We start from the raw sequence: 24,308 nt of genomic DNA on the forward strand, positions 1-24,308 counted from the left end.
GAATCGAAGGGTGAAAAAGGCAATGCGCGGCTACTATAACCGCCAAATACCGGCTTGGGCCAAGGCGAGTCTGCTTATCCTGATGTTTTTTTGGGTTCTGCAATCCAGCGGTTGCATAGCGGCCGAAAAAGACCCGGAAAACCAGGCAACGCCAAATCTATTCATTCCGAGTTTGTTCGATCCGAACAACCGTGCGGTTGCGCCTGATCCGGCGACGCTCAGGCCGATCCGCTTTCTCACCGCCGACGATTATCCGCCGTTCGAATTTCTGGGCGCCGACGGCGCGCTCGCCGGCTATAATATCGATCTGGCGCGGGCGCTTTGCGAGGAGTTGAAAATCTCCTGCACCATCCAGCCGCGCCGCTGGGACAATCTCATCGACGCGCTGGAGGCGAAGGAGGGCGACGCCATCGTCGCCTCGCTCAAGGAAACGGCGGCGACACGCGACCGGGCGCGTTTCACCGCGCCCTATTACCTGACCCCGGCGCGTTTCGTCGCCGTTGCGGGTACGAAAAGTTTCGACGCGCGGCCGGAGGGTTTGCGCGGCGCGACCATCGGGGTTTTGGGCGGCAGCGCCCAAGAAGCCTTTTTGCGTGCGTTTTTTCCCGGCGTGACGCTCGTGCCTTTTCCCGACCGGGAGCAATTGATGGCGGCTCTGCTCGCCGGGCAATTCGAACTCGCCTTCGACGATGCGATCGGTCTGGCGATCTGGATCAACGCGCAACGCAACCCCGGCTGCTGCGCTTTTCAGGGCGGGCCTTATCTGGAGCCGAGGTTCTTCGGCGAGGGCGTCGGCATCGGGGTGCGGCGCGACGACGACGCGCTCAGGCTGGCGCTGAACTGGGCGCTGCAAAGGCTCGACGAACGCGGCGTGATGACCGAGCTTTATCTGAAATATTTTCCGGTCGGAATTTATTGAAGGCGGCTGGGCGTTTTTCGGGGACGCCACGGCTTTACGCTGTTTTTTCACGCGGATAACCGTCAAGACGCGATTGTGCCGGTCGGCGGAGCGTGCATGATGCCGCTCCGACCGCCTTGGTCCACCTCAAAAAGCCGACGGCGGCAAACGGAAATTTTCGGCACTCATTCGCTAACAGGGAGGAAGCGATGCGTTTGTTGAGATCGTTCACATTTTTGGGGGCGGCAATGCTGCTGGCGGCGGCCGCGCCGGCGCCGGCTTCCGCGGCCGAGGAGAAAAAGCCCAATATCCTCGTCATCATGGGCGACGATATCGGCATGTGGAACATCGGCGCCTATCATCGCGGCATGATGGCGGGACGCACGCCCAATCTGGACCAGATCGCCAAAGAGGGCATGCTGTTCACCGATTACTACGCCGAGGCCAGCTGCACGGCGGGCCGCGCCAATTTCATCACCGGGCAATTGCCGATCCGCACCGGCATGACCACGGTCGGCCAGGCCGGCGCCAAGATCGGGATTCCCGCCGAGGCGGTGACCACCGCCACGGTGCTGAAGTCGCTGGGTTACGCCACCGGCCAGTTCGGCAAGAACCATCTGGGCGATCTGAACGAATTCCTGCCGACCGTGCATGGCTTCGACGAATTCTTCGGCTACCTCTATCACCTCGACGCCATGGAAGACCCGGCGCATCCCAATTATCCGCAGGAACTGCTCAACGTCGTCGGCCCGCGCAACATGATCCACAGCTGGGCGACCGATGTCGACGACCCGACGGAGCAGCCGCGCTGGGGCAAAATCGGCAAGCAGAGGATCGAGGACGCCGGGCCGCTGTTCCCGAAGCGCATGGAAACGGTGGACGACGAGATTCGCGATCTCGCCCTCGAATTCATCGAGAAGGCGAAAAAGGCCAAAAAACCGTTTTTCGTCTGGCTCAACCCGACGCGCATGCACATCGTGACCCATCTCTCTCCCAAATATGAGGCGATGCGCAATTCGGTGAACGGCTGGTCAGAAGAAGAAGCCGGCATGGCGCAACTCGACGACGACGTCGGACTGGTGATGAAGAAGATCAAGGATCTCGGCGAGGACGACAACACCATCGTCGTCTTCACCACCGACAATGGCACGGAAGTCTTCACTTGGCCCGATGGCGGCCAGACGCCTTTTGCGCAGTCCAAGGGCACCGTGCTCGAAGGCGGTTTCCGCGTCCCGGCGCTGGTGCGCTGGCCCGGCCATGTGCCGGCGGGTTCGGTTCAAAACGGCATATTCTCCGGTCTCGACTGGCTGCCGACTTTTTCCGCCATCGCCGGCAATCCGGACATCACCGAGGAATTGCTGAAGGGCAAGACCCTCGGCGGGCGCACCTACAAGAACCATCTCGACGGCTATAACCAGCTCGCCGCCCTTACCGGCAAGGGGCCGTCGGCGCGCCACGAGATCTTCTATCTCGGCGAAAGCACGGTCGGCGCGGTGCGCATCGACGACTACAAATACCGCTTCATCGACCAGCCCGCCGGCTGGCTCGGCGAAAAGACCCGGCCGGACGTGCCCTATATCACCAACCTGCGCCTCGATCCGTTCGAGCGCACCGGCTGGCCAAACAACGGCACCAAGGAAGGCGGACAGCAATATTTCGACTGGTTCAAGTTCCAGTTCTGGCGCTTCGTCTTCGTCCAGCAGCTGATCGGCAAGGAACTCCAGACCTTTATCGAATTCCCGCCGATGCAGCGCGGCGCGAGTTTCAATCTCGAAGCCGTCAAGGCGGAAATGCAGAGGAAGATGGAGGCGGCGGAAGCGGCGGCCAAGGGTGCGGGCAACTGACAAGGCGCTTTTCGGAGGGGCGGCTCGCGAGAGCCGCCCTTTTTTGTTTGATCGAGGGATTTTGTGTACGCGGTCCCTTGTCGGCGGGAATTCCTATTTGGAACCTTTTAATCCGACTGAATCGGATCGGGGCTGCAGTTCATTGTTTCTAAAATTCTTATTGACGCCAAACATTATCCGCGTCGCTTACAGCCGCTTGGCCGTCGGAGACGAGCCGCCAAATTGTCATCGTTATGTCACTTAAGGTCAGCAGAGATTAACGATCGGTAATCTTTAACCCGGAGACTCGAATCGTGCGCACCTCTGCTCTCAAGGCCCTTTTGCTCCTGTCCGCAATTTCCGCCGCGCCGGCTCAGGCGGGCGTAAGCCTGCTGGCCATCGGCACATTGCCCGGAACGACCGATCTGTCGGGTCTGACGGGCGCCCTCGAAAGCGGAGTGCCGGGCAATGTTCTCGGCGGCCTGGGATCCGGCCTCGCTTATGCAGGCGGCAATACGTTCCTTGCCCTGCCCGATCGCGGCCCCAACGCCCTGTCCTATAATTCAGCCCTCGACAACACCACCTCCTACATCAGCCGCTTCCAGACAGTGACCATGAACCTGACGGCCAATCCGGGCGGCGCGCTTCCCTTCAACCTGACGGCGGTCCTGAACCGCACGACCCTGCTGTCGAGCCCGACCGCGCTGAATTATGGCACGGGGACCGGCCTCGGCGTCGGTTCGGGCGTTCCGTCGCAGAACTCTGCCGGGAGGAATTATTTCAGCGGCCGTTCGGATAATTTCGGCCCCGGCAAATCCGACGCCGCCACCGACGCGCGCCTGGACCCCGAATCGATCCGCGTCTCCAACGACGGCCGGTCGGTGTTCATTTCCGACGAATACGGTCCCTATGTCCGCCAGTTCAACCGCTCGACGGGCGAGTTGATCAAGACCTTCACCCTGCCGGCCAATCTCTACGTCGCGGTCAAGGCGCCGCAGGGCGCGGTGGAGACCGCCAGCAACACCATTGGCCGCACCGACAACAAGGGCATGGAGGGCCTCGCCCTTACGCCGGACGGCAAGACGCTGGTCGGCATCGTGCAGGCGCCGCTGATCCAGGACGTCGCCATCAGCGCCAGCAAGAAGACGGTCCGCATCGTCACCATCGACATCGCGAGCGGAACCACGAAGGAATTCGCCTATAACCTCACTACCGGTACGGGCGTGAGCGAGATCGTCGCGCTCAACGACCACCAGTTCCTGGTCGATGAGCGGGATGGCAAGGGTCGCGGCGACGGCAGCGTGGCCGTGGTCAAGCAGCTGTTCGTCATCGACACCGCCAACGCCACCGAGGTGTCCAGCCTCTCCGGAAGCGCCCTGAAGAATGCCGCAATCGGCAAGCAGGGCCCTTTCCTCGACATCGTCGCGGCGCTCGTCGGGGCGGGCATCCCCGGGCAGGAAATACCCGCCAAGATCGAAGGTCTGGCTTTTGGACAGGATGTTGTGGTCAACGGCCAGATCGAGCACACGCTCTATGTCGCCAATGACAATGATTTCCTGTCTCAGGTCAGCTATAACGGCCAGACCCTCGACAATCCGAACCAGTTTTTCGTCTTCGGCTTCACCGACGCGGACCTGACGCCATTTGGCGTTACCTTTGTGGCCCAACAGGTAGCGGCGGTGCCGGAGCCCGCCACCTGGGCGACCATGTTCCTCGGCTTCATCGGGCTCGGTTTCGTCGCGAACCGCCGCAACAAGGCCTTGCGCGAGGCGTAATATTCGGGCCAATGCCGGGCTTGGCCGCTCCGGCAAGGGCGCCCGGGCGAACCGGAATCCGTTTCACGCGCGGGCCTGTCCGCGCGTGAAAGCAAATCGATGCGGGGTTGAATCAAAGCAGCGGTTTCAATTCCGCCGCCGCCTGTTCCGGCGCCCGTTCCAGATTGAACGCGCGCACGAATTTGCCGTAGCGGTCCATCAGATAGATCACAGCGCTATGGTCCATCGTGTAGTCGCCGTTGGCGCCGGCCGCCTTGCGCGCGTAGACGCGAAAACCGGCCAGAACCTTGTCGATTGCCGCGCGGTCGCCCGACAGACCGACGATTCGCGGATCGAAATTTTCGGCATAGCGCTGCATCAGTTCCGGCGTGTCGCGCTCTGGGTCGACGGTGATGAACAGCGCCTTGATTTTCGCGTCGGGCCCCAGCGCGCGCAATACTTCCGAGATCTGGAACAGCGTCGTCGGGCAGACGTCGGGGCAATGGGTGTAGCCGAAGAATGCCAGATAAGGCGCGCCCCGGACATCGGCGTCGGTGACGATGCGCCCGCCGCCCGTCTCCAGCCGGAACGGGCCGCCGATCCCCGCCGGGGACGAAGAACCTGCCCCCGGCTTGCCGCCGCCCAGCGACCCAAGGCCGATGGCGAGGGCGGCGAGGACCACGGCGAGGGCCGCCAGACCCAGCAGCAGCGCGCGCGGGGTTTTCGACTCGGACGATTTTGTCGGGGCGGCCATGCGAAACTCGCAAAAGAGGTCAGAGACAGGTCCAGACCGAGGTCAGGGCGTCGATGAATACCAGCGGGCCATACAGGACCCAAAGCGCCAAGGCCGCCGCGAACAGCGCGACGCCGAGGCCGCCGGAAAGCCATGCCCAGAAATTTTCGCGCGCCATGGGCCGCGCCTCCTAGTCCGCGGGCTTGAGGAGCGCATGTGGCCCCGGTTCGCCTCCATGTCCAGAGCCCGGCTCGGCGCCCGATTGCGGCGCCGGAATGCGGAACCAGGCGACATAGAGCGCCGGCAGGAACAACAGCGTCAGCGCCGTGCCGATGACGATGCCGCCCATCATCGCATAGGCCATCGGCCCCCAGAAGATCTCGTGCGAGATCGGAATCAGCGCCAGGGTCGCGGCGGCGGCGGTCAGCATGATCGGCCGCATCCGGTGTTCGGTCGCCTCATGGACGGCTTGCCAGGGCGGCTTGCCTTCGCCCAGCAGGGTTTCGATCTGGATGATCAGAATCACCGAATTGCGGATCAATATGCCGATCAGCGCGAGAATGCCGAGAATGGCGACGAAGCCCATCGGCGAATGACTCGGCAGCAGAGCCGCGACGACGCCGATGACCGCCAGCGGCGCAACGGCGAAGACCAGAAACAGCCGCGAAAAACTTTGCAGCTGGATCATCAGGATCGTCGCCATGATGAACAGCATCAAGGGCATGACCTCGGCGATCGGCCCTTGCGCCTTGGCGCTTTCCTCGACCGCGCCGCCGACCACGGCGTGATAGAAGGGCGGCAGGGTTTCGGCGAATTTCTGGACCGCGGGCGCGAGTTCGTCGACCACGGTCGCCGCCTGCACATTATCCTCGATGCCGACCTTGATGGTTACGGTGGGCTGGCGCGCGCGGCGCCAGATCACCGGCTGTTCGAGGCCGTAGCTGAAGCGCGTCACCGCCGCGAGCGGCGCCGACTGGCCGTTCGAAGCCGGCAATTGCAGGTTTTGCAGGGTTTCGATCGAGGCGCGCTCGTCCTCGCGGGCGCGGCCAATGACGTCGATGAGATAAATATCGTCGCGCACCTGCGTCACCAGCGCGCCATTGACCACGCTGTTCAGCGCGGTCGCTATGTCCTGCGAGGAGACGCCGAGCAGCCGCGCCTTGTCCTGCAGCACATTGACCTTGACCTTGCGCGCCGGTTCGCCCCAGTCGAAGGTCACGAGACCGAGATGCGGGTTTTTGGCGACGACGCTGCCGAGCTGGCGGGACAGGTCGCGCACTTTCTGCACGTCCGGTCCGCTGACGCGATATTGCACCGGGCGCCCGACCGGCGGGCCGATGTCGAGCAGATGAACCAGGGCGTCGGTTCCGGGGAAGGCGAAGCGCAGCCATTCCGAATATTTCCGGCGCAGGCGGTCGCGCGCCTCGATGCTTTTGGTCAGGATCACGGTCTGGCCGAAAAACACATTGGCCGGCTGCACGTCGAAGGACAGAACGAAGCGCAAGGCGCCCCGGCCGACATAGCTCGAAAACAGTTCGATATCCTTCTCGCCGATGAGCATTTCGCGCTCGAAACGCGCCATTTGCGCGTCGGTGTCGGCGATCGAGGCGTTTTGCGGCAGGTTCCAGTCGACGATCAGCTCCGGGCGGTCGGAACTGGGAAAAAACTGCTGCTGCACGAAGCCCATGCCGAACACCGCCAGCGCGAAGGCGGCGAGCGTCGCGCCGATGGTCAGCCAGCGCCAGCGCATGCAGAATTCGAGGGTCTTGGCGAACAATCCGCCGATGCGGCCCTTTTCGCCTTCCGCATGGGTTTTCATCTTCGCCGGCAGGATGGTCACGCCGAGCAGCGGGGTGAACAGCACCGCGACGAACCAGGACACGACCAGCGACACCGCGATGACGACGAAAAGCGTGAAGGTGAATTCGCCGGCGGCGCTGCTGTTGAGGCCGATCGGAATGAAGCCCGCGACCGTCACCAGCGTTCCCGTGAGCATCGGAAAGGCGGTGGACGTATAGACATAGGTGGCCGCCTTGCGCAGGTCGTCGCCGGCTTCGAGCCGCGCCACCATCATCTCGACCGCGATCATCGCGTCATCGACCAGAAGCCCGAGCGCAATGATCAGCGCGCCGAGCGAAATGCGCTGCAACGAAATATGGGTTTCGGCCATGTAGAGGAAGGTGATGGCGAGCACCAGCGGGATGGCGATGGCCACCACCAGACCGGCGCGCCAGCCGAGGCTGACGAAACTGATCGCCAGCACGATCACCACCGCCTCGAACAGCGCGCGGGTGAAGCCGGAAACCGCCTCGTCCACCACGGCGGGCTGGTCGGAAACCCGGTGCACGTCGACGCCGATGGGCAGGTCGGCCTTGATCCGCTCCATCTCCTGTTCCAGCGCCGCGCCGAATTCGAGCAGGTTCGAGCCGGCCTTCATGCCGATGGCGAGTCCGATCGCCGGCTGGCCGTTGAAGCGAAACAGGTTTTCCGGCGGATCGATATAGGTTCGCCGGATCGTCGCCACATCGGTCAGCGGAAAGAAGCGGTCGTTGACGCGCAAGTTTATCGAGCGAAGGCTTTCCTCCGAGGAAAACTGGCCGCTGACGCGGATGGCGATCTCCTCCGGCCCGGCCTGCACGAAGCCCGAGGGCGTGACGGCGTTCTGGGCTGCGAGCGTCGCCATCACCGTCTGGCTGTCGAGGCCGAGCGAGGCGATCTGCCTTGTCGAGAATTCGAGATAGATCACCTCGTTTTGCGCGCCGACCAGATCGACGCGGCCGACATTGGGCACGGTCAGCGCGCGGGACCGGGCGTTTTCGACCCGGTCCCGCAATTGCCGAAGAGTCAATCCGTCGCTGGTGAAGGCATAAATATTGCCGAACACGTCGCCGAACCGGTCGTTGTAGAAGGGTCCCTGCACGCCGCTCGGAAACTGGTTCTTGATATCGGCGACCATGTTGCGCACGCGCACCCAGATCGCCTCGACGTCGCGCGCCTTTGTGGTGTCGAGCAGGTTGACGAACACGGTGGTCTCGCCCGCCGTGGTCACCGACTTGGTGTAGTAGAGCGATTCCAGCTCTTCGAGCTTCTTCTCGATCCGCTCGGTGACCTGAAGCGTGACCTCGTCCGCCGTCGCGCCGGGCCATTTGGCCTGCACCACCATGGTCTTGATGGTGAAATTGGGATCTTCCTCGCGCCCGAGCTTCAAATAGGAGAAGGCGCCCGCCAACAGGAAGACGATCATGAAATACCAGACGAGGGAGCGGTGTTCGAGCGCCCAGTCGGAAAGATTGAATTTTTTCAAGGCGCGTCGCTCCCGTCGATCCGCACGGCCTGCCCGTCCTTGAGGCGATGCACGCCCGCGGTGACGACGCGTTCGCCCGCCTTCAGGCCGCCGCGCACGATCCAGCGGTCGTCGCGGTCCGGCGTGACCTCGACGTCGCGCAGCGAAACCTTGAGGCTTTGCGGATCGACGACGAAAACCCGGGACTTTTCGCCTTCCTGCAGCAAGGCGGAGCCGGGCACGCGGATCGCCGCGCCGGCGCCGGCGACCGGCCGGGCGAAGATGGTGGCGCCGAGGCGGAAGGAATCCGGCGGATTGTCGAGCGCCACCTTGATCCGCCGCGTGCGGGTGGCGTCGTCGGCCTGCGGCGCCATTTCGCGCACCACGCCATCGACCGCAACGGATGGGTCGAGTTGCAGCGTTACCTTGAACGGCGAGCCGATCGACAAGGCGTCGGCGACATGGTTGGGCGCGTCGATCACCGCGTCGCGCCGGCTCGGTTCGGCAATGGTGACGATGGGCTGGCCGGGCGAGACGGTCTGGCCGATTTCGGCGCTGGTCGCCGTGACCACGCCGGCGTAATCGGCTTTCAAGACGGCATAGGAAAGCTGCTCCTTGGCCTTGAGCAGATTGGCCTCGGCCTGGGCCATGCTGGCCTGCGCCGAGGCGCGCTCCTGTTCGGCGGCGTCGAAAGTCGCCTGCGAGGCGGTTTTCTTGGCGAGCAGTTTCTTTTGGCGCGCTTCGGCGGTGACGGCGTTGTCATAATGGGCGCGGGCGCTGGCGAGCGCCGCCGAAGCGGTGCGCGCCGCCATTTCCAGCGACAGCGGATCGATGGCCGCGAGCAATTGCCCGGCCTCGACGCGGTCGCCGGCCTTGACCGGGCGGGAGATCATCCGGCCGAGCACGCGAAAGCCGAACGGGCTCTGCACCTGTGGCTGCACCGTGCCGGACAGCACGACGTCGAGCGGCGGCGTCGGCGCGGCGACGAGGGTCAGCACCGGGCGCACGGGTTCTTGCGCCTCCTGCTTCTTGCCGCAAGCGGCGAGCGAGGCCAGCAGCAGCAGTGGCGCAAACGAAAGCGCCAAAGGCCTGAGACCTGTCGCCATCACGAGGCCTCCGGTTTCTGCACCTGCACGGCCTGGCCCTCGCGAAGGAACTTGGTTCCCTCGGTCACGACCAGGTCGCCGTTCGCCAAGCCTTCCCGCAACACGAATTTTTCCTTTTCATAGAACACCACGACAATGGGCCGGACGGTCGCCGTTCCGGTGGCGGGATCGATCACCCAGACGGCGGGCTGTCCGTCCTTTTCCGACATGGCGGTCCAGGGCAGCACGACGACATTTTCGAGGCGCCAGTAGCCGCGGCCGGTCACCGCCGCGCCGAGCGGCATGGCGGCGGCGTTTTCGGCGATTTCGACCTTGACCTGTACCGTGCCGGTCTTTTCATCGACCACCGGGGAAACTTCCCTGATTTTTCCACGCGCCGTGATCTTGGGATCGGCGACGAGCGCGAGTTCTATGCCCGGCCGGCTCAGGCTCTGGGCGAAAATCGATTCGAAGACGTTGAACACGGCGTCGCGCGGCCCGTCCTCGGCGAAGCCGAAAGCCGCTTCCGCCGCTTGCGCCACCTGGCCGACCTCGATATTGCGGGCGGTGATGACGCCCGAATGGCCGGCGCGCAACTCGGTATAGGACAAGGCGTCCTGCGCGCTCGCGAGCTGCGCTCTGGCGGCGTCGAGCGAGCCGGCGGCGGCGCGCTGCTCGCGATCGGCGAGATCGAAACTGGCCTGGGTGGTGAAGCCATTGGCGAGCAGCGCTTTCTGCCGCTCGAAAGTGGCGGCGGTCTGGCGCATGGTCGCCTCCGCTCCCGTCAGCCCGGCCTTGGCGGCGTCGAGATCGGCCTGCTGCTCGGAAGGATCGAGCCGGGCCAGAATCGTGTCGGCTTCCACATGCTGGCCGACATCGCCCGATCTTGCGATCACCCGCCCGCTGACGCGAAAGGACAGTTCGGTCTGGACGCGGGCGCGAACGACGCCGGTCAGGGTCACCGACCCCTCATAGGATTGCGGCGCCGCTTTTTGCGCGAGCACGTTAAGCGGCGGCTTTTCGGCGCCGGGACGGGACTCGCCGCATCCGGCGAGCGCCAGGGCGAGAAGCCCAACAGCGGCGGAACCCAGCCTGGTTCTCATGGCCCATCCTCGTATCGCGATCTCGAAAAAGTTGCTGTCGTTCGGCGACGCAGGATTGGGGTTGGCCAGCCTGAAAGTCAACAAGCGGGACAAAGATGGCGGGAGCGCGTCCCCTGACGGCGAGCGGACGGCTCCCGGGAGGGGCTTGCAGCCGACGACGCGCCCCGATATAGAACAACGCTCGCGCTGCTCCCTTCGTCTAGCGGTCCAGGACGTCGCCCTCTCACGGCGAAAACAGGGGTTCGATTCCCCTAGGGAGCGCCAAATAAATCAAAAACTTAGCTTTCGATCCGGGCTTGTGTCCTGTGCGCGTGTGGCCTGGACTGAGCGCGAAATGGACCATGTGGCGCCGGACGGATTCGTTTTATCTTGCCTGGGAACGGGGAGATGAGCGGTTGAAACAGCCGTTAGCGCAAACCCGGGGCTGAATGCTGTCGGCAATCGAATGAACCTTCGATCGACAGGAGCAATTTTTCGGTAACCAAGCTCAATTCTTGGCGGCGCCGACGTCTTCCAGAAATTCCGACAGAGGCGAACGCCCGGTCGGCAAAACGCGATCGCGTTCTTGTCGCTGCGACATAGATCAAATGCCTCTGGGTATTATACGCCACGTCGAGATCTCTTTCGTCGGAGACGCTCTCCATGCGCTCCTGAAGCGAAATGATATCTTCTTCACAGGCCATGACGGCGACAGATAGAAACTCCAACCCCTTCGCTAAATGCATTGTGCTGAGCCGGGGTCCTCCATCGCCCGCCACCGAACGCAAGGACCTGGAGGTTTCCGGAGGCGCTCGGCTTATCGAAGCGGGCGATCAGCCGCCCCTTCCGATAGATGCAAAGCGCGCAAAACAAACGCCCGAGTGGATTTGGGGCCTGATTGCGACATTCGCGATGACGGCCGCGGGTAGCTGGCTGGTGCTGAACAGGGGTATGCAAGGGCTCAGAAATAGCGTCCGCACATTCGACGCGCCACTTCTTGACGGGTTGCGATTGGATGCATGCGTGCAATGGGCGGTGCAGTGTGGCGAAGAGGCGGAGTCCCTCTGGTGCAAGCGTGAAGGCTAAGAGCACGCGACTAACTTTCCGTTCGAGAACGTTGGAGAGCGAGGAATCTCCTCAAAATTGATTGGCGCTGGGCAAGTTTGCTCTCAGAATATCCGCACCTCGTTCTCCCAAATTGCTTGCTCAAACCAGAGCGCGACGACGGCCGCCGTCGATCGCCGGCAGTCGCCGCAGCGCGAACTCGCGAGGCTCCTCGGCCGCACGTCCGGCTTGCGCGAAATGGCAAAATGGCGCAGCTTATTTATTAATTTGAAACAATTCGATCAGGGTCCATTTTGACCATGGCGCGTCTTTTCATCAGTCATTCAAGCTGGAACAACGACAAAGCCGTCGAGGTCCGCGACTGGCTCGCCAAAAATGGCTGGCAGGACGTCTTCCTCGATCTCGATCCGGAGCGCGGCATTGTCGCGGGCCAGCGCTGGAGGGAGGCGCTGCAGAAAGCCGCCTGGCGCTGCGAAGTCGTCCTTGCGCTGGTCTCGAAGGAATGGCTCGATTCGTTCATGTGCCGGTCAGAGGTCGAGACCGCGCGCCTGATGGGCAAGAAGGTGATCGTGGCGCTTGTCGGGATCGACAAAGCCCAGGTCCCGCCTGACCTCACCGACGAACAATTCATCGATCTGACCGGCGACCCGGACGCCTACCGGCGCCTCAAGGAAGGGTTGAAGCGCGCAGGCCTAGACCCGACGAGCTTCCCCTTCCCGCCCGATCGGCGTCCATACCCCGGGTTCGCTTATTTTGAAGAGCAGGACGCCGCCGTCTATTTCGGCCGTGACGCACAGAACGTGCGCGGCCTCGACGACATGCGCAGGCTCGCCCGCACCGGCGTCACGCGCATGTCCGTCATTCTGGGCGCCTCGGGATCGGGCAAGTCGTCCTTCCTGCGCGCCGGCCTGTGGCCGCGCCTGAAGCGTGACGACCGCGCGTGGCTGCCGTTGCCGATCGTCCGGCCCGAGCGCGCGGCGATCTCGGGGGCCTATGGTCTTGCCGCAGCGCTCTGCCAGATCGCCGGCGATCCCCGGTTTTCCGGCGGCATGCGCCAGCGCGGCCTGCCCCGCAGCCGCATTGACATCCAGGACGCCCTCGAAAAGACGGACGACGAACTCGCCAAGTTGCTCGCCGCCCTGCGCGACATCGCGCAGGCGAGTTTTGCCGGCGAGGATGCGCGGCCGCCGACGGTCCTGCTCGCCATCGACCAGGGCGAGGAATTGTTCAACGAGGAGGGCCGCGAAGAGGCGAAGCGCCTGATCGACCTGCTGACGAAGACGCTGGCCGCCGACCCGCGCACGATGGCGGTCCTGGTCATGCGGTCGGACGCGTTTCCTCTGGTCCAGAGCGACCCCGCGCTCGCCGCCCTGCCGAAGGACACGTTCACCCTCGACATGATGCTGGAAGGCTCCTTCCGCGCGGTGATCGAAGGCCCGGCGCGGCTCGTCGAGCCGCCGCTCAAGATCGACGCGCAGCTCACGGACGCGCTGCTGGAGGACATTTCCGGGCAGGACGCCTTGCCGCTGCTCGCCTTCACCCTCGCCCATCTCTATGACAACACCCGCGCGGACAACGCGCTGACCCTGGACGGCTATGAAAAAATCGGGCGCGTGGAAGGGGTGATCGACAAGACGGTCGCGCAAGCCTTCGCGGAGGCGGTCGCAAGACGCGAGGCGCCCGAGGAAACGGAGGAGCAGCTCAAGCTCGCGCGCTCGGCCTTCATTCCGCATCTGGCGCAGGTCAACCCCGTCAACCCCGCAGGCCAGTTCGCGCGCCGCGTGGCGCCGCGCGAAAAGATTCCGGAGGAGGCGCGGTCGCTGATCGACCGCTTTGCCGAGCAGCGCCTGCTGATCAGGGACCGCCGGAAGGACGCCGACGGGAAGGATGTCGACGTCTTCGAAGTCGCGCATGAGGCGCTGTTACGCCAGCCGCCATTCGCCGAATGGTTGGAGGATGATCGTGACTTCCTCGTCTGGCGCGAGAGGCTGAGCCAAGCTCGCACGGCCTTCGCCGCCAATCAGCGCGGTCTGCTGGCGGACCGCGAGCTTTCGATCGCGCGCGACTACCTGCAAACCCGCACCGAGCGCGAGTTCGAACCGGCCGATCTCGCCTTCATCCGCGACAGCATCGCCGACGACGACAAGCGGCGTGCGGATGAGGCCGAAGAGCAACGAAAAAGGGAAGCCGCCGAGAAGGAAGAGCAGGAGCGACGCATTCGAGACGCGGAGCGAATCGCTGAGGAGCAGACCAAGGCGGCGGCCGCCCAAAAGCAGGTCGCGGAGGAGCAGACGAAGGCGAACGCTGCGCAAAAACGCACCAATCGGGCGGTTCAGGCGGGATTGGCGGCGGCCCTGGTGATCGCTGCATTGGCAGGATGGCAGTATTTCGTTGCCAATGCGGCAAAGAAAGAAGCCCAAGCCAGCGCGGAGCGAGAAAAGGCTAGCGCCGATCAGGCCAAGGCAAACTTACGCGAGGCGCAGATCACGCAATCGCGCTACCTCGCCGATCAGGCGCGCCAGCGCCGCGAGGCGGGCGATGTCGGGAGCGCAGCCCTGCTTGCGCTCGAGGCTCTGCCGGATGCTGCCGCCGGGACGCCGCAGCCCTATGTCCCCGAGGCCGAGTTGCAGCTCGACGTCACCTGGCGCGATCTGCGCGAGCGCTTCCTTGTGGGCCATGAAGAGCGGGTGTGGAGCGCGGCATTCAGCCCCGACGGCCAGCACATTGTCACCGCGTCTGACGACAAGACGGCGCGGGTTTGGGACGCAGCGAGCGGCAAGCCGATCGGAGCGCCGCTCAAAGGCCATGAGGATGTCGTGCGGAGCGCGGCATTCAGCCCCGACGGCAAGCGGATCGTCACTGCGTCCTCCGACCAGACGGCGCGGGTGTGGGACGCGGCGACCGGGAAGCCGATCGGCGAGCCGCTCAGAGGGCATGATGGATTGGTCTATCGCGCGGCGTTCAGCCCCGACGGCCAGCGCATTGTCACCGCGTCGTCCGACAAGACGGCGCGGGTTTGGGACGCGGAGAGCAGGAAGCCGAACGGCGATCCGCTCGGAGGCCATGAGGATGTCGTGTGGAGCGCGGCGTTCAGCCCGGACGGTCAGCGAATCGTCACCGCGTCTTGGGACAGGACGGCGCGGGTGTGGGACGCGGCGAGCGGGAAGCCGATCGCCAAGCCGCTAAGTGGCCATGAGGGTGAGGCGAATAGCGCGGCGTTCAGTCCCGACGGCAAGCGCATCGTCACCGCGTCTTGGGACAAGACGGCGCGGGTGTGGGACGCGGCGAGCGGCAAGGCGATCGGCGAGCCACTTAGAGGCCATGAACGTGAGTTGACGAGCGCGGCGTTCGACCCCAACGGCAAGCGCATCGTCACAGCGTCTAATGATGGCAAGGCGCGGGTGTGGGACGCCGCGAGCGGCGATCCAATCGGCGAGCCGCTCGAAGGCCATGAAGGGGAGGTGCGGAGCGCGGCGTTCAGCCCCGACGGCCAGCGCATCGTCACCGCATCTTTCGACCTGACGGCGCGGGTGTGGGACGCAGCGACCAGGAAGGCGATCGGCGAGCCGCTCAGAGGCCACAAGAGCGTGCTGCAAAGCGCGGCGTTCAGCCCCGACGGCCAGCGCATTCTCACCGCGTCTTCGGACGGAACGGCGCGGGTGTGGGACGCGGCGAGCGGCAAGCCAATCGGCGAGCCGCTCGAAGGCCACAAAAATACGGTATTGAGCGCGGAGTTCAGTCCCGACGGCCAGCGCATCGTCACTGCGTCTTGGGACGGCACGGCGAGGGTGTGGGACGCGGCGAGCAGGAAGCCAATCGGCGAGTTCAAGAGCCACAATTCATTGTTGAGCGCGGCTTTCAGCCCCGACGGCAAGCGTATCGTGACCGCATCCAAGGACTGGACGGCGCAGGTGTGGGATGCGGCGAGTGGGAAGCCCATCGGCGAGCCGCTGAAAGGCCATGACGGTCGGGTGTATCGCGCGGCGTTCAGCGCCGACGGCAAGCGCATTGTCACAGCGTCTGCGGACAACACGGCGCGCGTGTGGGATGCGGCGAGCGGGAAGGCGATCGGCGAACTAAAAGGCCATGAAGGTGCGGTGGCAAGTGCGGCGTTCAGCCACGACGGCAAGCGCATTGTCACCGCGTCCGATGACAAGACGGCGCGAGTGTGGGACGTCTTTCCCGACACCCAGGCGCTCGTGTCCCAAGCAAAGAAGGACGTCCCGCGCTGCCTGACGCGCGCGCAGCGCAAGACCTTCTTCCTGTCCCCCGAACCGCCGGCCTGGTGCGTCGAAATGGAAAAGTGGCCCTACGCCACGCCCGTATGGAAACGATGGCTCGCCGAAAAGCCCGCCGGCAAGAACCCGCCGTTGCCCCCTTAGTTTCTGCATTAGTTCGACGCTTGCAACTGAACCGCCCCGGACGCCACTCCCGCAAACATCGAACTTCGCAACTCGTCACCGGAGTGTTCAACACCAAATTTTTGGGAGACGGACATGGACAAGCTCGAAAAAGCGAGACGTTTGAAAGCAATGCTGTCCCAGATCGCGCCGGGGAGCGCGCTTGAAAACCTCGCGCCGCCGAGAGACGGCCTGGAGAGCATGGCGGAAGCCGCAGACGACGTCCACGCGAAGATCAACAGCGGACTGGAGAAGCTCGACGACGATCGCCATCAGGATATCTCGAACGAAGAAATGTTCGGCCTTGAGGCCATTGTCATGAAGCAAAACCGGCCCGCGGTCTTCGTTCGTCGCGGCACATACGATCCCCTGACCGACAACGCGTGGCTAAAGCTCAACGACCGGGCGGTGAGGGAGCGGATCAATCCGCTGCTGCCGCTGATCGGGCGCATCGAATTGCCGCCGCCCGGAATTCCGCCCTATGTCGGCACCGGCTTTATCGTCGGACCCGGCCTGATGATGACCAACCGACACGTCGCGCGCCTTTTCGCCGATGGCCTCGGCGTCAATATCCGCTTCACGCCGGGCGACGCTTTCGTGAATTTCGGTCGCGAGGTGGATGACGTCGACGATGGTCTCGTCCACGATCTCAAAGTTTCGGGCGTCGCAATGGTGCATCCCTATTGGGACATGGCGCTGCTCAAAGTCGACGGGCTGCCGAACGGCCAGTCCTTGCCGCTTTCAATCCAAAAGCCGGAAGACCTCATCGACGAGGACGTTGTTGTCATCGGCTATCCGGCGCGGGATGAACGCAACGATCTGGCGGTGCAGGACCGGATTTTCGAAGGCAAATATTTTGTGAAGCGTCTGGCGCCGGGCGTCGTGCGCGAGCGCGCCTCGATCCAGAGCTTCGAAAACAAGGTGAATGCGCTAACGCATAATGCGTCGACGCTTGGCGGCAACTCCGGCTCGGCGGTGATCGGCGTCAAGTCCGGCAAGGTGATCGCGCTGCATTTCGCCGGCGTCTACCTCGTCGCCAATTATGCGGTGCCAATGCATGAACTGGCGCGCGACAGCCGATTGGCAAAGCTCAATTTCGATGGTTCGGTTCCGAAGACGTCCGACTGGGACGCCGCCTGGAATTCAACGGAAAAAGTCGCCGTTCCGGTAGCCGGGCCCGTTTCCCAAGCGCCCATCCTGCAAAATGTCGCGCCGTCGGCTAAACCGCCAACTTCCCTGAGCCGTAAGGCGGCGGGCGAGGCGAAATGGACGATCCCGATCCATATCAGCATTTCGGTGGGCGAACCAACGCAAGGCCCGGCAATCCCGGAATCGAAAGACTCCGTCGAAGCGGAAGCCGAACTCGATGCAGCGGTCGAAGGCGTCGTCGTCGACCAGGATTACAGCGACCGGCCGGGTTACGACCCCGACTTCCTCGATGGCGTTTCCGTCCCGCTGCCCGCGCTCAAACCGGAGATGGAGAAGGACACGGCCGTCGTGCCCGAAGAATACCGCATGCACGACGATCCCTATGAACTCGCCTATTACCATTATAGTCTTTACATGAACAAGCGGCGGCGGACGGCCTGGTTCTCCGCGGCCAATGTCGACGGAGACCGCCGTCCCGGAATCGGCAAGCGAGAGGGAGACCGCTGGTATGTCGACACGCGCATCGGCAAGACGGAACAATTGGGACAGGCGGCCTTCGAGCATGGCATCGACCGCGGCCATCTCACCCGGCGGGACGATACGGCGTGGGGCGACGACGTCGAAAGCGCCATCAAGGCCAACAACGACACCTTCCATTTCACCAATTGCGCGCTACAGGCGTCGCCCTTCAATCGCGGCAAGGACCGCTGGCAAGGCCTGGAGCAATTCCTTCTTGAGAAGCACGCGAAGAAGGACCAGCGGCGCATGATCGTCATAACCGGGCCGATCTTCTCTCCCAACGATCCCGCCTATCAAAACGAAAAAATGAAATATTCGGTGCTTTGCCCGCTCCAGTTCTGGAAGGTTTGCGTCCTCGTGCGCAAAGACGGATCGCCTTCGGCGACAGCCTTCGTTCTCGGGCAAAGCGACATTCGTGATCTGCCCGGCTTCGAGGCTGTCTTTGACGTCGCCGCCACCCAGATCACGGTCGAGGATCTCGAGAACAAGACCGGGCTGGATTTCGGCGACATCAAGCAGCACGACCATTTTGCCGAGGGCGGCAAGCCCGGAACGCTGGAACTTCCCGCAGCGGCGGGAGGGAAACCGCGCAAAGCGAAAATCATTCGCGACGGCGCGGATATCGTCGTTTGACCGTCGAACCCGCACGCGCGTATCGACATCGGATCGCGCAAACCGGCGGAAACAGCCTTGCCTTTTTGAGCGACAGGACCAGACGTTTTCACTATGGATTGGAGATCTGAACATGACCACCCAAGCCGAATGTTTGCGAACGACGGGTTTCAATCTGACCACCGCGGTATTTTTGGCCGAGGCCTGCGCCGCCGCCTATAACAAAGTTGAAGCGCAAAAATTTGCGAGCAGCGCCGGCCTCGCAAACTTCAATGCATTCGACGCCTCCAACGTTCAAGGCTTCTGGTGCGCCGACGACAAGGCGACGGTTCTTGCCTTTCGAGGCACGAGCAATATTGGGCAATGGATAAGGGACGTGCGGGTCCTGCCGGCGGCTGTCGCCTGGGGATGGGCTCACCTTGGCTTTGTCCAGGGCATAGAAGAGATTGAAGCAAGGCTTCAATTGTTCGACGCCCTCGCGAAGACGCGTCCCTATGTCTGGATCGTCGGTCACAGCCTCGGCGGCGCGCTCGCGGTGATTGCCGCGGCGCGCGCCAAAAGCCGGGGAATTTACACTCCCGAGCTCTATACTTTTGGCCAGCCGGCCGTCAGCTTCGCGGGTTTCGCCGACAGGTTCGATCGGGAATTGCCCAAGCGCCTGTGGCGGCTAATCAATCAGGTCGACATCGTTCCACGCGTTCCACCCTTCTACCAGCATTGCGGCGGCCCCAAACACATCGTGCGGCCCGGGGTTCTCGAGTCGCTTCCCGGATTGGAGGCGGCGGCGGGCGGGCAGGACGGCTTCGCTGCGCCACGCAAGTACACCCAGGAGGAAACGTTGAGCGCCATTATCCTTGCGCCGCGGCAATCCCCCGGGACGGAAAGTGTTTCGTCCGGCGAGATCATCGACGAAAACGATCCGCGCCCGCTCGACATGCTTGAATTCGGACGTTTGCAGATGGCGCTGGGTGCGGGCGATCCGCCGGGACTGGAAGGTCTGCCGCTCGAAGGGGCGCTGCCTTATTTTGCCGATCATCAGATTTCCGAATATATCCGCCTGTTGAAAGAACTGCGCGACCGCCAGAGTTAGAGTGAGGGGATCTCCCAACGATCTATATCGTTTTGGGATTCCCAAATCGGTCTGGAGCCGCGCGCCATTCGGGCAAGCCCGGATTGTTGGCGTCGGCAAGCGGCGCCGTCATCAACGCGACGTCGTCTTCGGGTGGCGCGCCAGCCCGCCAATGGCAAAGCCGCGCAGCAAATTCCGTCAAACCATGCACTTCGGCGAGGAGTTCGGTGACGCGCAGACGCGGCAACATGCCGTAGAGCCGTCGCGAGATCTGATCGGATTCGTCGGTTTCGTCCTTGCGGATCGGGCGGATCGAGGTATCCCTCCGGCGTGACGCGCCTTGCGAAAATTGAGGCAAACGCGAGGCTTTGAAGATAATTCCATCGGCTTTTGCTTCCGACTTGTCGGAAGCAAAGGCGCCCGCCGGCGTCAGCCGGCGCCGCTCCAGTCGGAGCAGATACCATCGGTCCTTTTCAAGGGCCGATGGTATAAGTCGGCTTTATGAGCGAGGTCAGCTGCGCCGCATCGGACCAATGACTTTGATTTCCGCCGAGCGCCGTCGGCGGTGAACGAGGCAACTTCATAGGCTTCGTCAAACTCGCCGCTATCGCAATCTGGCTCGAATAGTCAAATGGTCCCTGCCGCCTTAGCCTTGGATCGGCGTTTTCAGAAGGGCCTCGATCGCCATCAACGGGACGCCAAACCCGAGCTTCTTTGTACCGCCCTCGTATTTGCCGCTGTGGTGGATGCCGATCGCCTCGCCGGTCGCGAGGTCGACGATCGGTCCACCCGCAACACCGGCCATGGTCCAGCACTCGTAGATGAGCCTGGTATTCTCCACCGCAACAATAACTCCAGGCATGATCATCTTTTCGCCGGTTGGGTAGGTCGCGAACGCCGCCAGCGTGACGATCGTCGGCGTGAACGTTATCAGCGGATGACCAATCACGGCGATTCGTGTTCCCACCTCCGGCAGCGTCCAGCGGAGCTTCAACGGATCCTGCCCGGCCGGCTCGATCCGCGCCAGCGCGCCGTGGCGGTCGTCGCTTGTGGTTCCGATGACCTCTTCGATGACCACGCGTTTCTCGCCGAACACCGCGAACCGCGGCTTCTGGTTCATCACGAAGTCGGTCGACGCGAGCGCGCGCGGTCCGATCAGGAAGCCCGTCCCGATGAAGGGCTTGTCGGGCTCCGACTCGATCCGCGCCGTGGCGTTCGCCGCAGGGAGCAGCGGCGCCGCCCACGCCGGTGCGTTGCGCACCGGGAACGCCTTCGAAATCACGGCCTGGCCGCGCGTGTCGAACGTTGTCCATAGTCCGCCGGTGAAGGGCTCCGGAGCGAGCGGCGGCGGCATGTCCTGTTTGGCGAAGTGTTCGACCAGCCATGCCTCCATCATCCGATAGCCCTCGCCGACGACCGGAACCGACGCGCTCTTGACCGCGAGCTCCATGTTTTTGTCGCGCTCTCCGATGCAGGCGGCGAGCACATGCACGTCGGCGAGTCCGGCCGGTCCGATCCTCTTCACGACGGCGTCGAGTTCCGGCCAGCGACTCTCGAGCGCGAGCCGGTAGCCCAGTACGGCGAGGCTGAGCGGATCGAGGTCGCGTGCAAGCAGGCGCGCGGCCTCGTCGTCGTACAGCGGCGTGCGCGCATCGAGACCGCGCCAATTCTGTTCGACGAGGCGGATTGTGTCGTCGAAGGGCGCCTGCGCCTCCAGCCGCTGGAGGTAGCGGTGGATCTCCGTGAGCTGCGTCGACTCGCGCACGATCACGATCGTCCACACGTGATCGGCGACGAACGGCAGCGGGATGCGCTTCGGGTCGAGCCCGCCGGTCTGCACGGTGAGGCTCGTGCCATATTGCACCGGCGCATGCCATTGCACCGCAAATCCGTCGAGCGCCGGTAAGGGTTTTGGCGCCACAGGCTGCCGATTCATGTCGAGGACGAGCGTCTCGATCGGTCCGGCCTGCGGATTCTCCCCGTTCGGGCGCGCATCGCCGACGAGAAGGCGCACGAAGCATTGCCCCGGGACCGGCGGGAGGGGCTCGACGCCAAGTTCGCGCAACCTCCTGCCGTCCCCGACGGCGGGGAACTGCGCCGCCCAGGCCGCCCACGCGAGCAGCGAGCCGAGGTGCGTCGTCGTCACGACTCCGAACATCGCGGAGGGTTCCGACACGCCGTCATGTGGCGCGATGACGCCCGCGCTCGGCGGCAGCCGTTGCGTGAGCTGCGGGTCGGGCTGGACGTCGATCACCACCGGCTCGTCGGCGGTCACGAGCACCGACCGCACGATCGGCCGCTCGGTCGGCAGCGCGATCTCGACGCGGCATGAGCCCACCGGCAGCGTCTTTTCGAGCCGCCCCCAGGCCGCCTCGACGCGCTTCCCGGCGGCGTCGAACACCTCGATGCGCGCGTAGCGGTCGCGCGTCCGCACGATCAGTTGGCCGTGCTTCCCCGCCCCGAGCTCGGCGCCATCGGGCGGCGTGGGCGGCGGCGCGCCGATGCGTCCGGCGCCATCAGGACGCGTGGGCAGAGGCGCGCCGATGCTTTCGACCTGGATCATCGACTCGAGCCCGTCGAGCTTGATTTCGAATCCCCTGTCGGGAAAGGCTTTCGGCAGTGGCACGAGGTCTGCGTGCAGCTCGACCGGCCCGACGACTTCGACCTTCTTTGACCAATTCTCGAACCCGCTCGCCTCGATCTCGATCTTGTAGACCGTTGACGACAGCTTCCACTCGATCGGCACGGCAAGCGGCGATGGCTTCTCCGCCTGGCGCTCCCAGACCCCCTTCCACTCGTTGTAGCCGCGAATGCCGGCCGTAGCGAAAGCCGTCGCTTCTTCGGGCTCGACAAATACCTTGACGGGCGAGCGTGGCTTTTCAGCAAAGCGCGCGAGTTCGAGTGAGCTCTGTACGCGGAACAGGCTCTCCGCCGGCTCCTGCGTCGGGAGAGTCTTGTTCGCGCGGCGCGCCTCCTCCGACCGCTCTTGAATCCGGCGCTTCGCGTATTCGGCGAGTCGGCCGAACGTCAGCACAAACTCTTCCTTGACCGCGTCGGCCTCGAGCACGGGCCCCGCACCGTTCAGGCCGTCAATCAGCGCGCCGCCGAACAGGCCATGCAGACCCTGCTCGTTTGCGAGCTGGCCCGCTGTGGTTGCAAACAGCACCGCCTGCCGCGCCTGGGCTTCGGGTTTCACCTTCGAGAGGTCGAAGAACAGCGTCCTCGTCGCGGTGACGACATCCTCGCTGACAACGATGCCGCGACAGGCGTCGACGAAGTACACCTGATACTCCGGAGAGCAAACCTGCATTTCGCGGATCCACGAGCCGAGGTCGATCGGGTTCGAGCGGTAGTAGTCGAGGTCCGTGACGTCCGCTGGCACGATCACAGGCGCCTCGTCGGGCCCGCCGCCCGAGGGCGCGATGCCGTGACCTGCGTAGAAGAACCAAAGCCGCTGCGCGCCGGCGCCATTCTTCTTGTGATCGAACAGCGCGCGCCGGATCGCAGTATCTGTCGCCACGTCGTACCTGGCGTCGTTGACCGGGCGATCGGGATGGGGCGACAGCAAGAGGGTCAGAGTCGCCTCGGTTGCGCGGCCGGCGCCGGGCGCCGTTACCCACTTCGCAAAGGCGAGCGCGTCGCGCACCGCCGCGCGGAGTTCCCACGCCGGGGCGTGATAGGCGTCGAGGCCTATGATCAGCGCGCGATCGTTCATGATGCGAATGTGATCCCGTTGTCGGCGAAGAACGGCTCGTCCTTTACGAGCCACAGCGGAATGGCGTAGTTTGCGACGCCATACAGGCCGCTGTAGTGGAGCGCCACGACGTGATGGTTGTCGAAATCGACGACTGGCGAGCCCGAGCTACCGCCGAGCGTGGAGCTGTCGTGACTCCCTCGCGGCTTGTTCGCGGCGATCGGCAGGCTGTCGACGATCGCGACAAGCTGCCCCGGCGAAACGCGCTTGAGGCCGCTCGACTTCGCGTCCGGGAACAGGAGCTTCGCCACCTCTGGCGACACCCCCTGCGGCGGATTCACGGCGGGATAGCCGGCGACATAGACCTCATGCCGTTCGAGCGCCGCCGGCGGCGAGGCGCGCATACGCAGCGCCAAGCCCTTGCTGTTCGCGATGCCGGTGACATCGAGCAGCGCCATGTCAAGGAGCGGGTGGTGCGCACGGATCTTCGTGATCGTCCCTGTGGTGGCGCTCGCGGCGCCAGGCGCCTCCGCCGGGTCCCAGACGGGGCGCTTCGAGGGGTCCTTGTCCCACTGCGCGTTGGTCGCGACGACCGCCGACGGCAGCTTGTCGAGCCAAGTAGGATCGCTGTGGGGCTTGAGACCGCACAATACTCCCACGACGTGGCGGTTCGTGAGCAGCAGGTTCTCGGCCGCGAACCAGCCGGTGCCGACGTGCCGCCGCTCGCTGGCGTCGATGCGCCCGACACCGCGAATCTTGCGGATCACCGACTCATGCGCGGTTTTCAGTCGTTCCCACGAAATCGGAATCGCCGGGATCGCATCCTCGACGACGCGCAGCGCTGGCCGCGCGAGCAGATGCACGAAGGCATGAAGCGCCTGCGTCTGCTCGGTAGTCAGCGCTGCCTTCGGATTCTTCTTGAGCGCAGCGGCCGAGGCCTGCGCAACCGCGAACTGTTTCCTCAACTCGGGATCGTCGCCGGGATCGCCGACAAAGCCGGTTTCGACGGGTGCGCGGCTTCTCGTGAGACCGAGCAATACGGCTGTCGGGTCGTCGCCCAGAATTTCGTCGAGTTGTTGCAGCGGCGGCAGCACCGATGCGAGCCACTCCTGTTCCTGCATGTTGCGCTCCTGTGGACACTC

General features: G+C 64.0%; 14 protein-coding genes and 1 tRNA gene. 7 read left to right on the forward strand and 8 right to left on the reverse strand.

Annotated elements, in window-relative coordinates:
* Positions 1-82: 82 nt before the first annotated feature.
* The 3 genes from QZY01_RS11020 (at position 83) to QZY01_RS11030 (ending at position 4,496) form a co-directional block, all read left to right on the forward strand.
* Positions 83-919, forward strand: coding sequence for a transporter substrate-binding domain-containing protein (locus tag QZY01_RS11020; RefSeq protein ID WP_294537020.1), 837 nt, complete (start codon positions 83-85; stop codon positions 917-919).
* 227 nt (positions 920-1,146) lie between these two features.
* Positions 1,147-2,742 (forward strand): arylsulfatase, encoded by a 1,596-nt coding sequence (locus QZY01_RS11025; protein ID WP_294537077.1) that lies wholly within the window; start codon positions 1,147-1,149, stop codon positions 2,740-2,742.
* Positions 2,743-3,035: 293 nt separating this feature from the next.
* Complete coding sequence (locus tag QZY01_RS11030) at positions 3,036-4,496, forward strand: esterase-like activity of phytase family protein (RefSeq protein WP_294537022.1); 1,461 nt, start codon at positions 3,036-3,038, stop codon at positions 4,494-4,496.
* Positions 4,497-4,608: 112 nt separating this feature from the next.
* Here QZY01_RS11030 and QZY01_RS11035 read toward each other — a convergent pair whose 3' ends face one another.
* The 5 genes from QZY01_RS11035 to QZY01_RS11055 are packed head-to-tail and all read right to left on the reverse strand — an operon-like array spanning position 4,609 to position 10,679.
* Positions 4,609-5,229 carry an SCO family protein gene (locus QZY01_RS11035; protein ID WP_294537024.1) on the reverse strand — a complete coding sequence of 207 codons (621 nt, stop codon included), beginning with the start codon at positions 5,227-5,229 and terminating at the stop codon, positions 4,609-4,611.
* Positions 5,230-5,248: 19 nt separating this feature from the next.
* Positions 5,249-5,386: a hypothetical protein gene (locus tag QZY01_RS11040; RefSeq protein ID WP_294537026.1), complete on the reverse strand. Its 138-nt coding sequence runs from the start codon at positions 5,384-5,386 to the stop codon at positions 5,249-5,251.
* Positions 5,387-5,398: 12 nt separating this feature from the next.
* Positions 5,399-8,512 (reverse strand): efflux RND transporter permease subunit, encoded by a 3,114-nt coding sequence (locus QZY01_RS11045; RefSeq protein ID WP_294537028.1) that lies wholly within the window; start codon positions 8,510-8,512, stop codon positions 5,399-5,401.
* Complete coding sequence (locus QZY01_RS11050) at positions 8,509-9,597, reverse strand: efflux RND transporter periplasmic adaptor subunit (RefSeq protein ID WP_294537029.1); 1,089 nt, start codon at positions 9,595-9,597, stop codon at positions 8,509-8,511. Before QZY01_RS11050 ends, QZY01_RS11045 begins: the two co-directional genes overlap by 4 nt.
* Positions 9,597-10,679 carry an efflux RND transporter periplasmic adaptor subunit gene (locus QZY01_RS11055; RefSeq protein ID WP_294537031.1) on the reverse strand — a complete coding sequence of 361 codons (1,083 nt, stop codon included), beginning with the start codon at positions 10,677-10,679 and terminating at the stop codon, positions 9,597-9,599. Before QZY01_RS11055 ends, QZY01_RS11050 begins: the two co-directional genes overlap by 1 nt.
* A 188-nt stretch (positions 10,680-10,867) precedes the next feature.
* Between QZY01_RS11055 and QZY01_RS11060 the strand changes: the two genes are divergently transcribed.
* From QZY01_RS11060 to QZY01_RS11075, 4 genes are all read left to right on the forward strand, one after another.
* Positions 10,868-10,943, forward strand: a tRNA-Glu gene (locus tag QZY01_RS11060).
* A 1,079-nt stretch (positions 10,944-12,022) separates the two neighbouring features.
* Positions 12,023-16,105 (forward strand): TIR domain-containing protein, encoded by a 4,083-nt coding sequence (locus tag QZY01_RS11065; protein WP_294537034.1) that lies wholly within the window; start codon positions 12,023-12,025, stop codon positions 16,103-16,105.
* A 114-nt stretch (positions 16,106-16,219) separates the two neighbouring features.
* Positions 16,220-18,424, forward strand: a complete 2,205-nt coding sequence (locus QZY01_RS11070) for a DNA/RNA non-specific endonuclease (protein WP_294537037.1) — start codon at positions 16,220-16,222, stop codon at positions 18,422-18,424.
* A gap of 112 nt (positions 18,425-18,536) precedes the next feature.
* Entirely contained in the window at positions 18,537-19,493 is a 957-nt protein-coding gene (locus tag QZY01_RS11075; RefSeq protein WP_294537040.1) for a lipase family protein, read from the forward strand.
* A 22-nt stretch (positions 19,494-19,515) separates the two neighbouring features.
* Here the strand turns inward: QZY01_RS11075 and QZY01_RS11080 are convergent, their stop codons facing one another.
* The 3 genes from QZY01_RS11080 to QZY01_RS11090 form a co-directional block, all read right to left on the reverse strand.
* Entirely contained in the window at positions 19,516-19,830 is a 315-nt protein-coding gene (locus QZY01_RS11080) for a hypothetical protein (RefSeq protein WP_294537042.1), read from the reverse strand.
* A gap of 288 nt (positions 19,831-20,118) precedes the next feature.
* Complete coding sequence (locus QZY01_RS11085; RefSeq protein ID WP_294537045.1) at positions 20,119-23,187, reverse strand: caspase family protein; 3,069 nt, start codon at positions 23,185-23,187, stop codon at positions 20,119-20,121.
* Positions 23,184-24,287 carry a trypsin-like peptidase domain-containing protein gene (locus QZY01_RS11090; protein ID WP_294537047.1) on the reverse strand — a complete coding sequence of 368 codons (1,104 nt, stop codon included), beginning with the start codon at positions 24,285-24,287 and terminating at the stop codon, positions 23,184-23,186. The genes QZY01_RS11085 and QZY01_RS11090 overlap by 4 nt, the downstream gene beginning before the upstream one ends.
* Between the last annotated feature and the right edge of the window lie 21 nt (positions 24,288-24,308).

Origin of the sequence: uncultured Rhodoblastus sp., from assembly GCF_903903185.1 — a bacterium.
In the GTDB taxonomy this organism is placed as follows: Bacteria; Pseudomonadota; Alphaproteobacteria; order Rhizobiales; family Beijerinckiaceae; genus Rhodoblastus.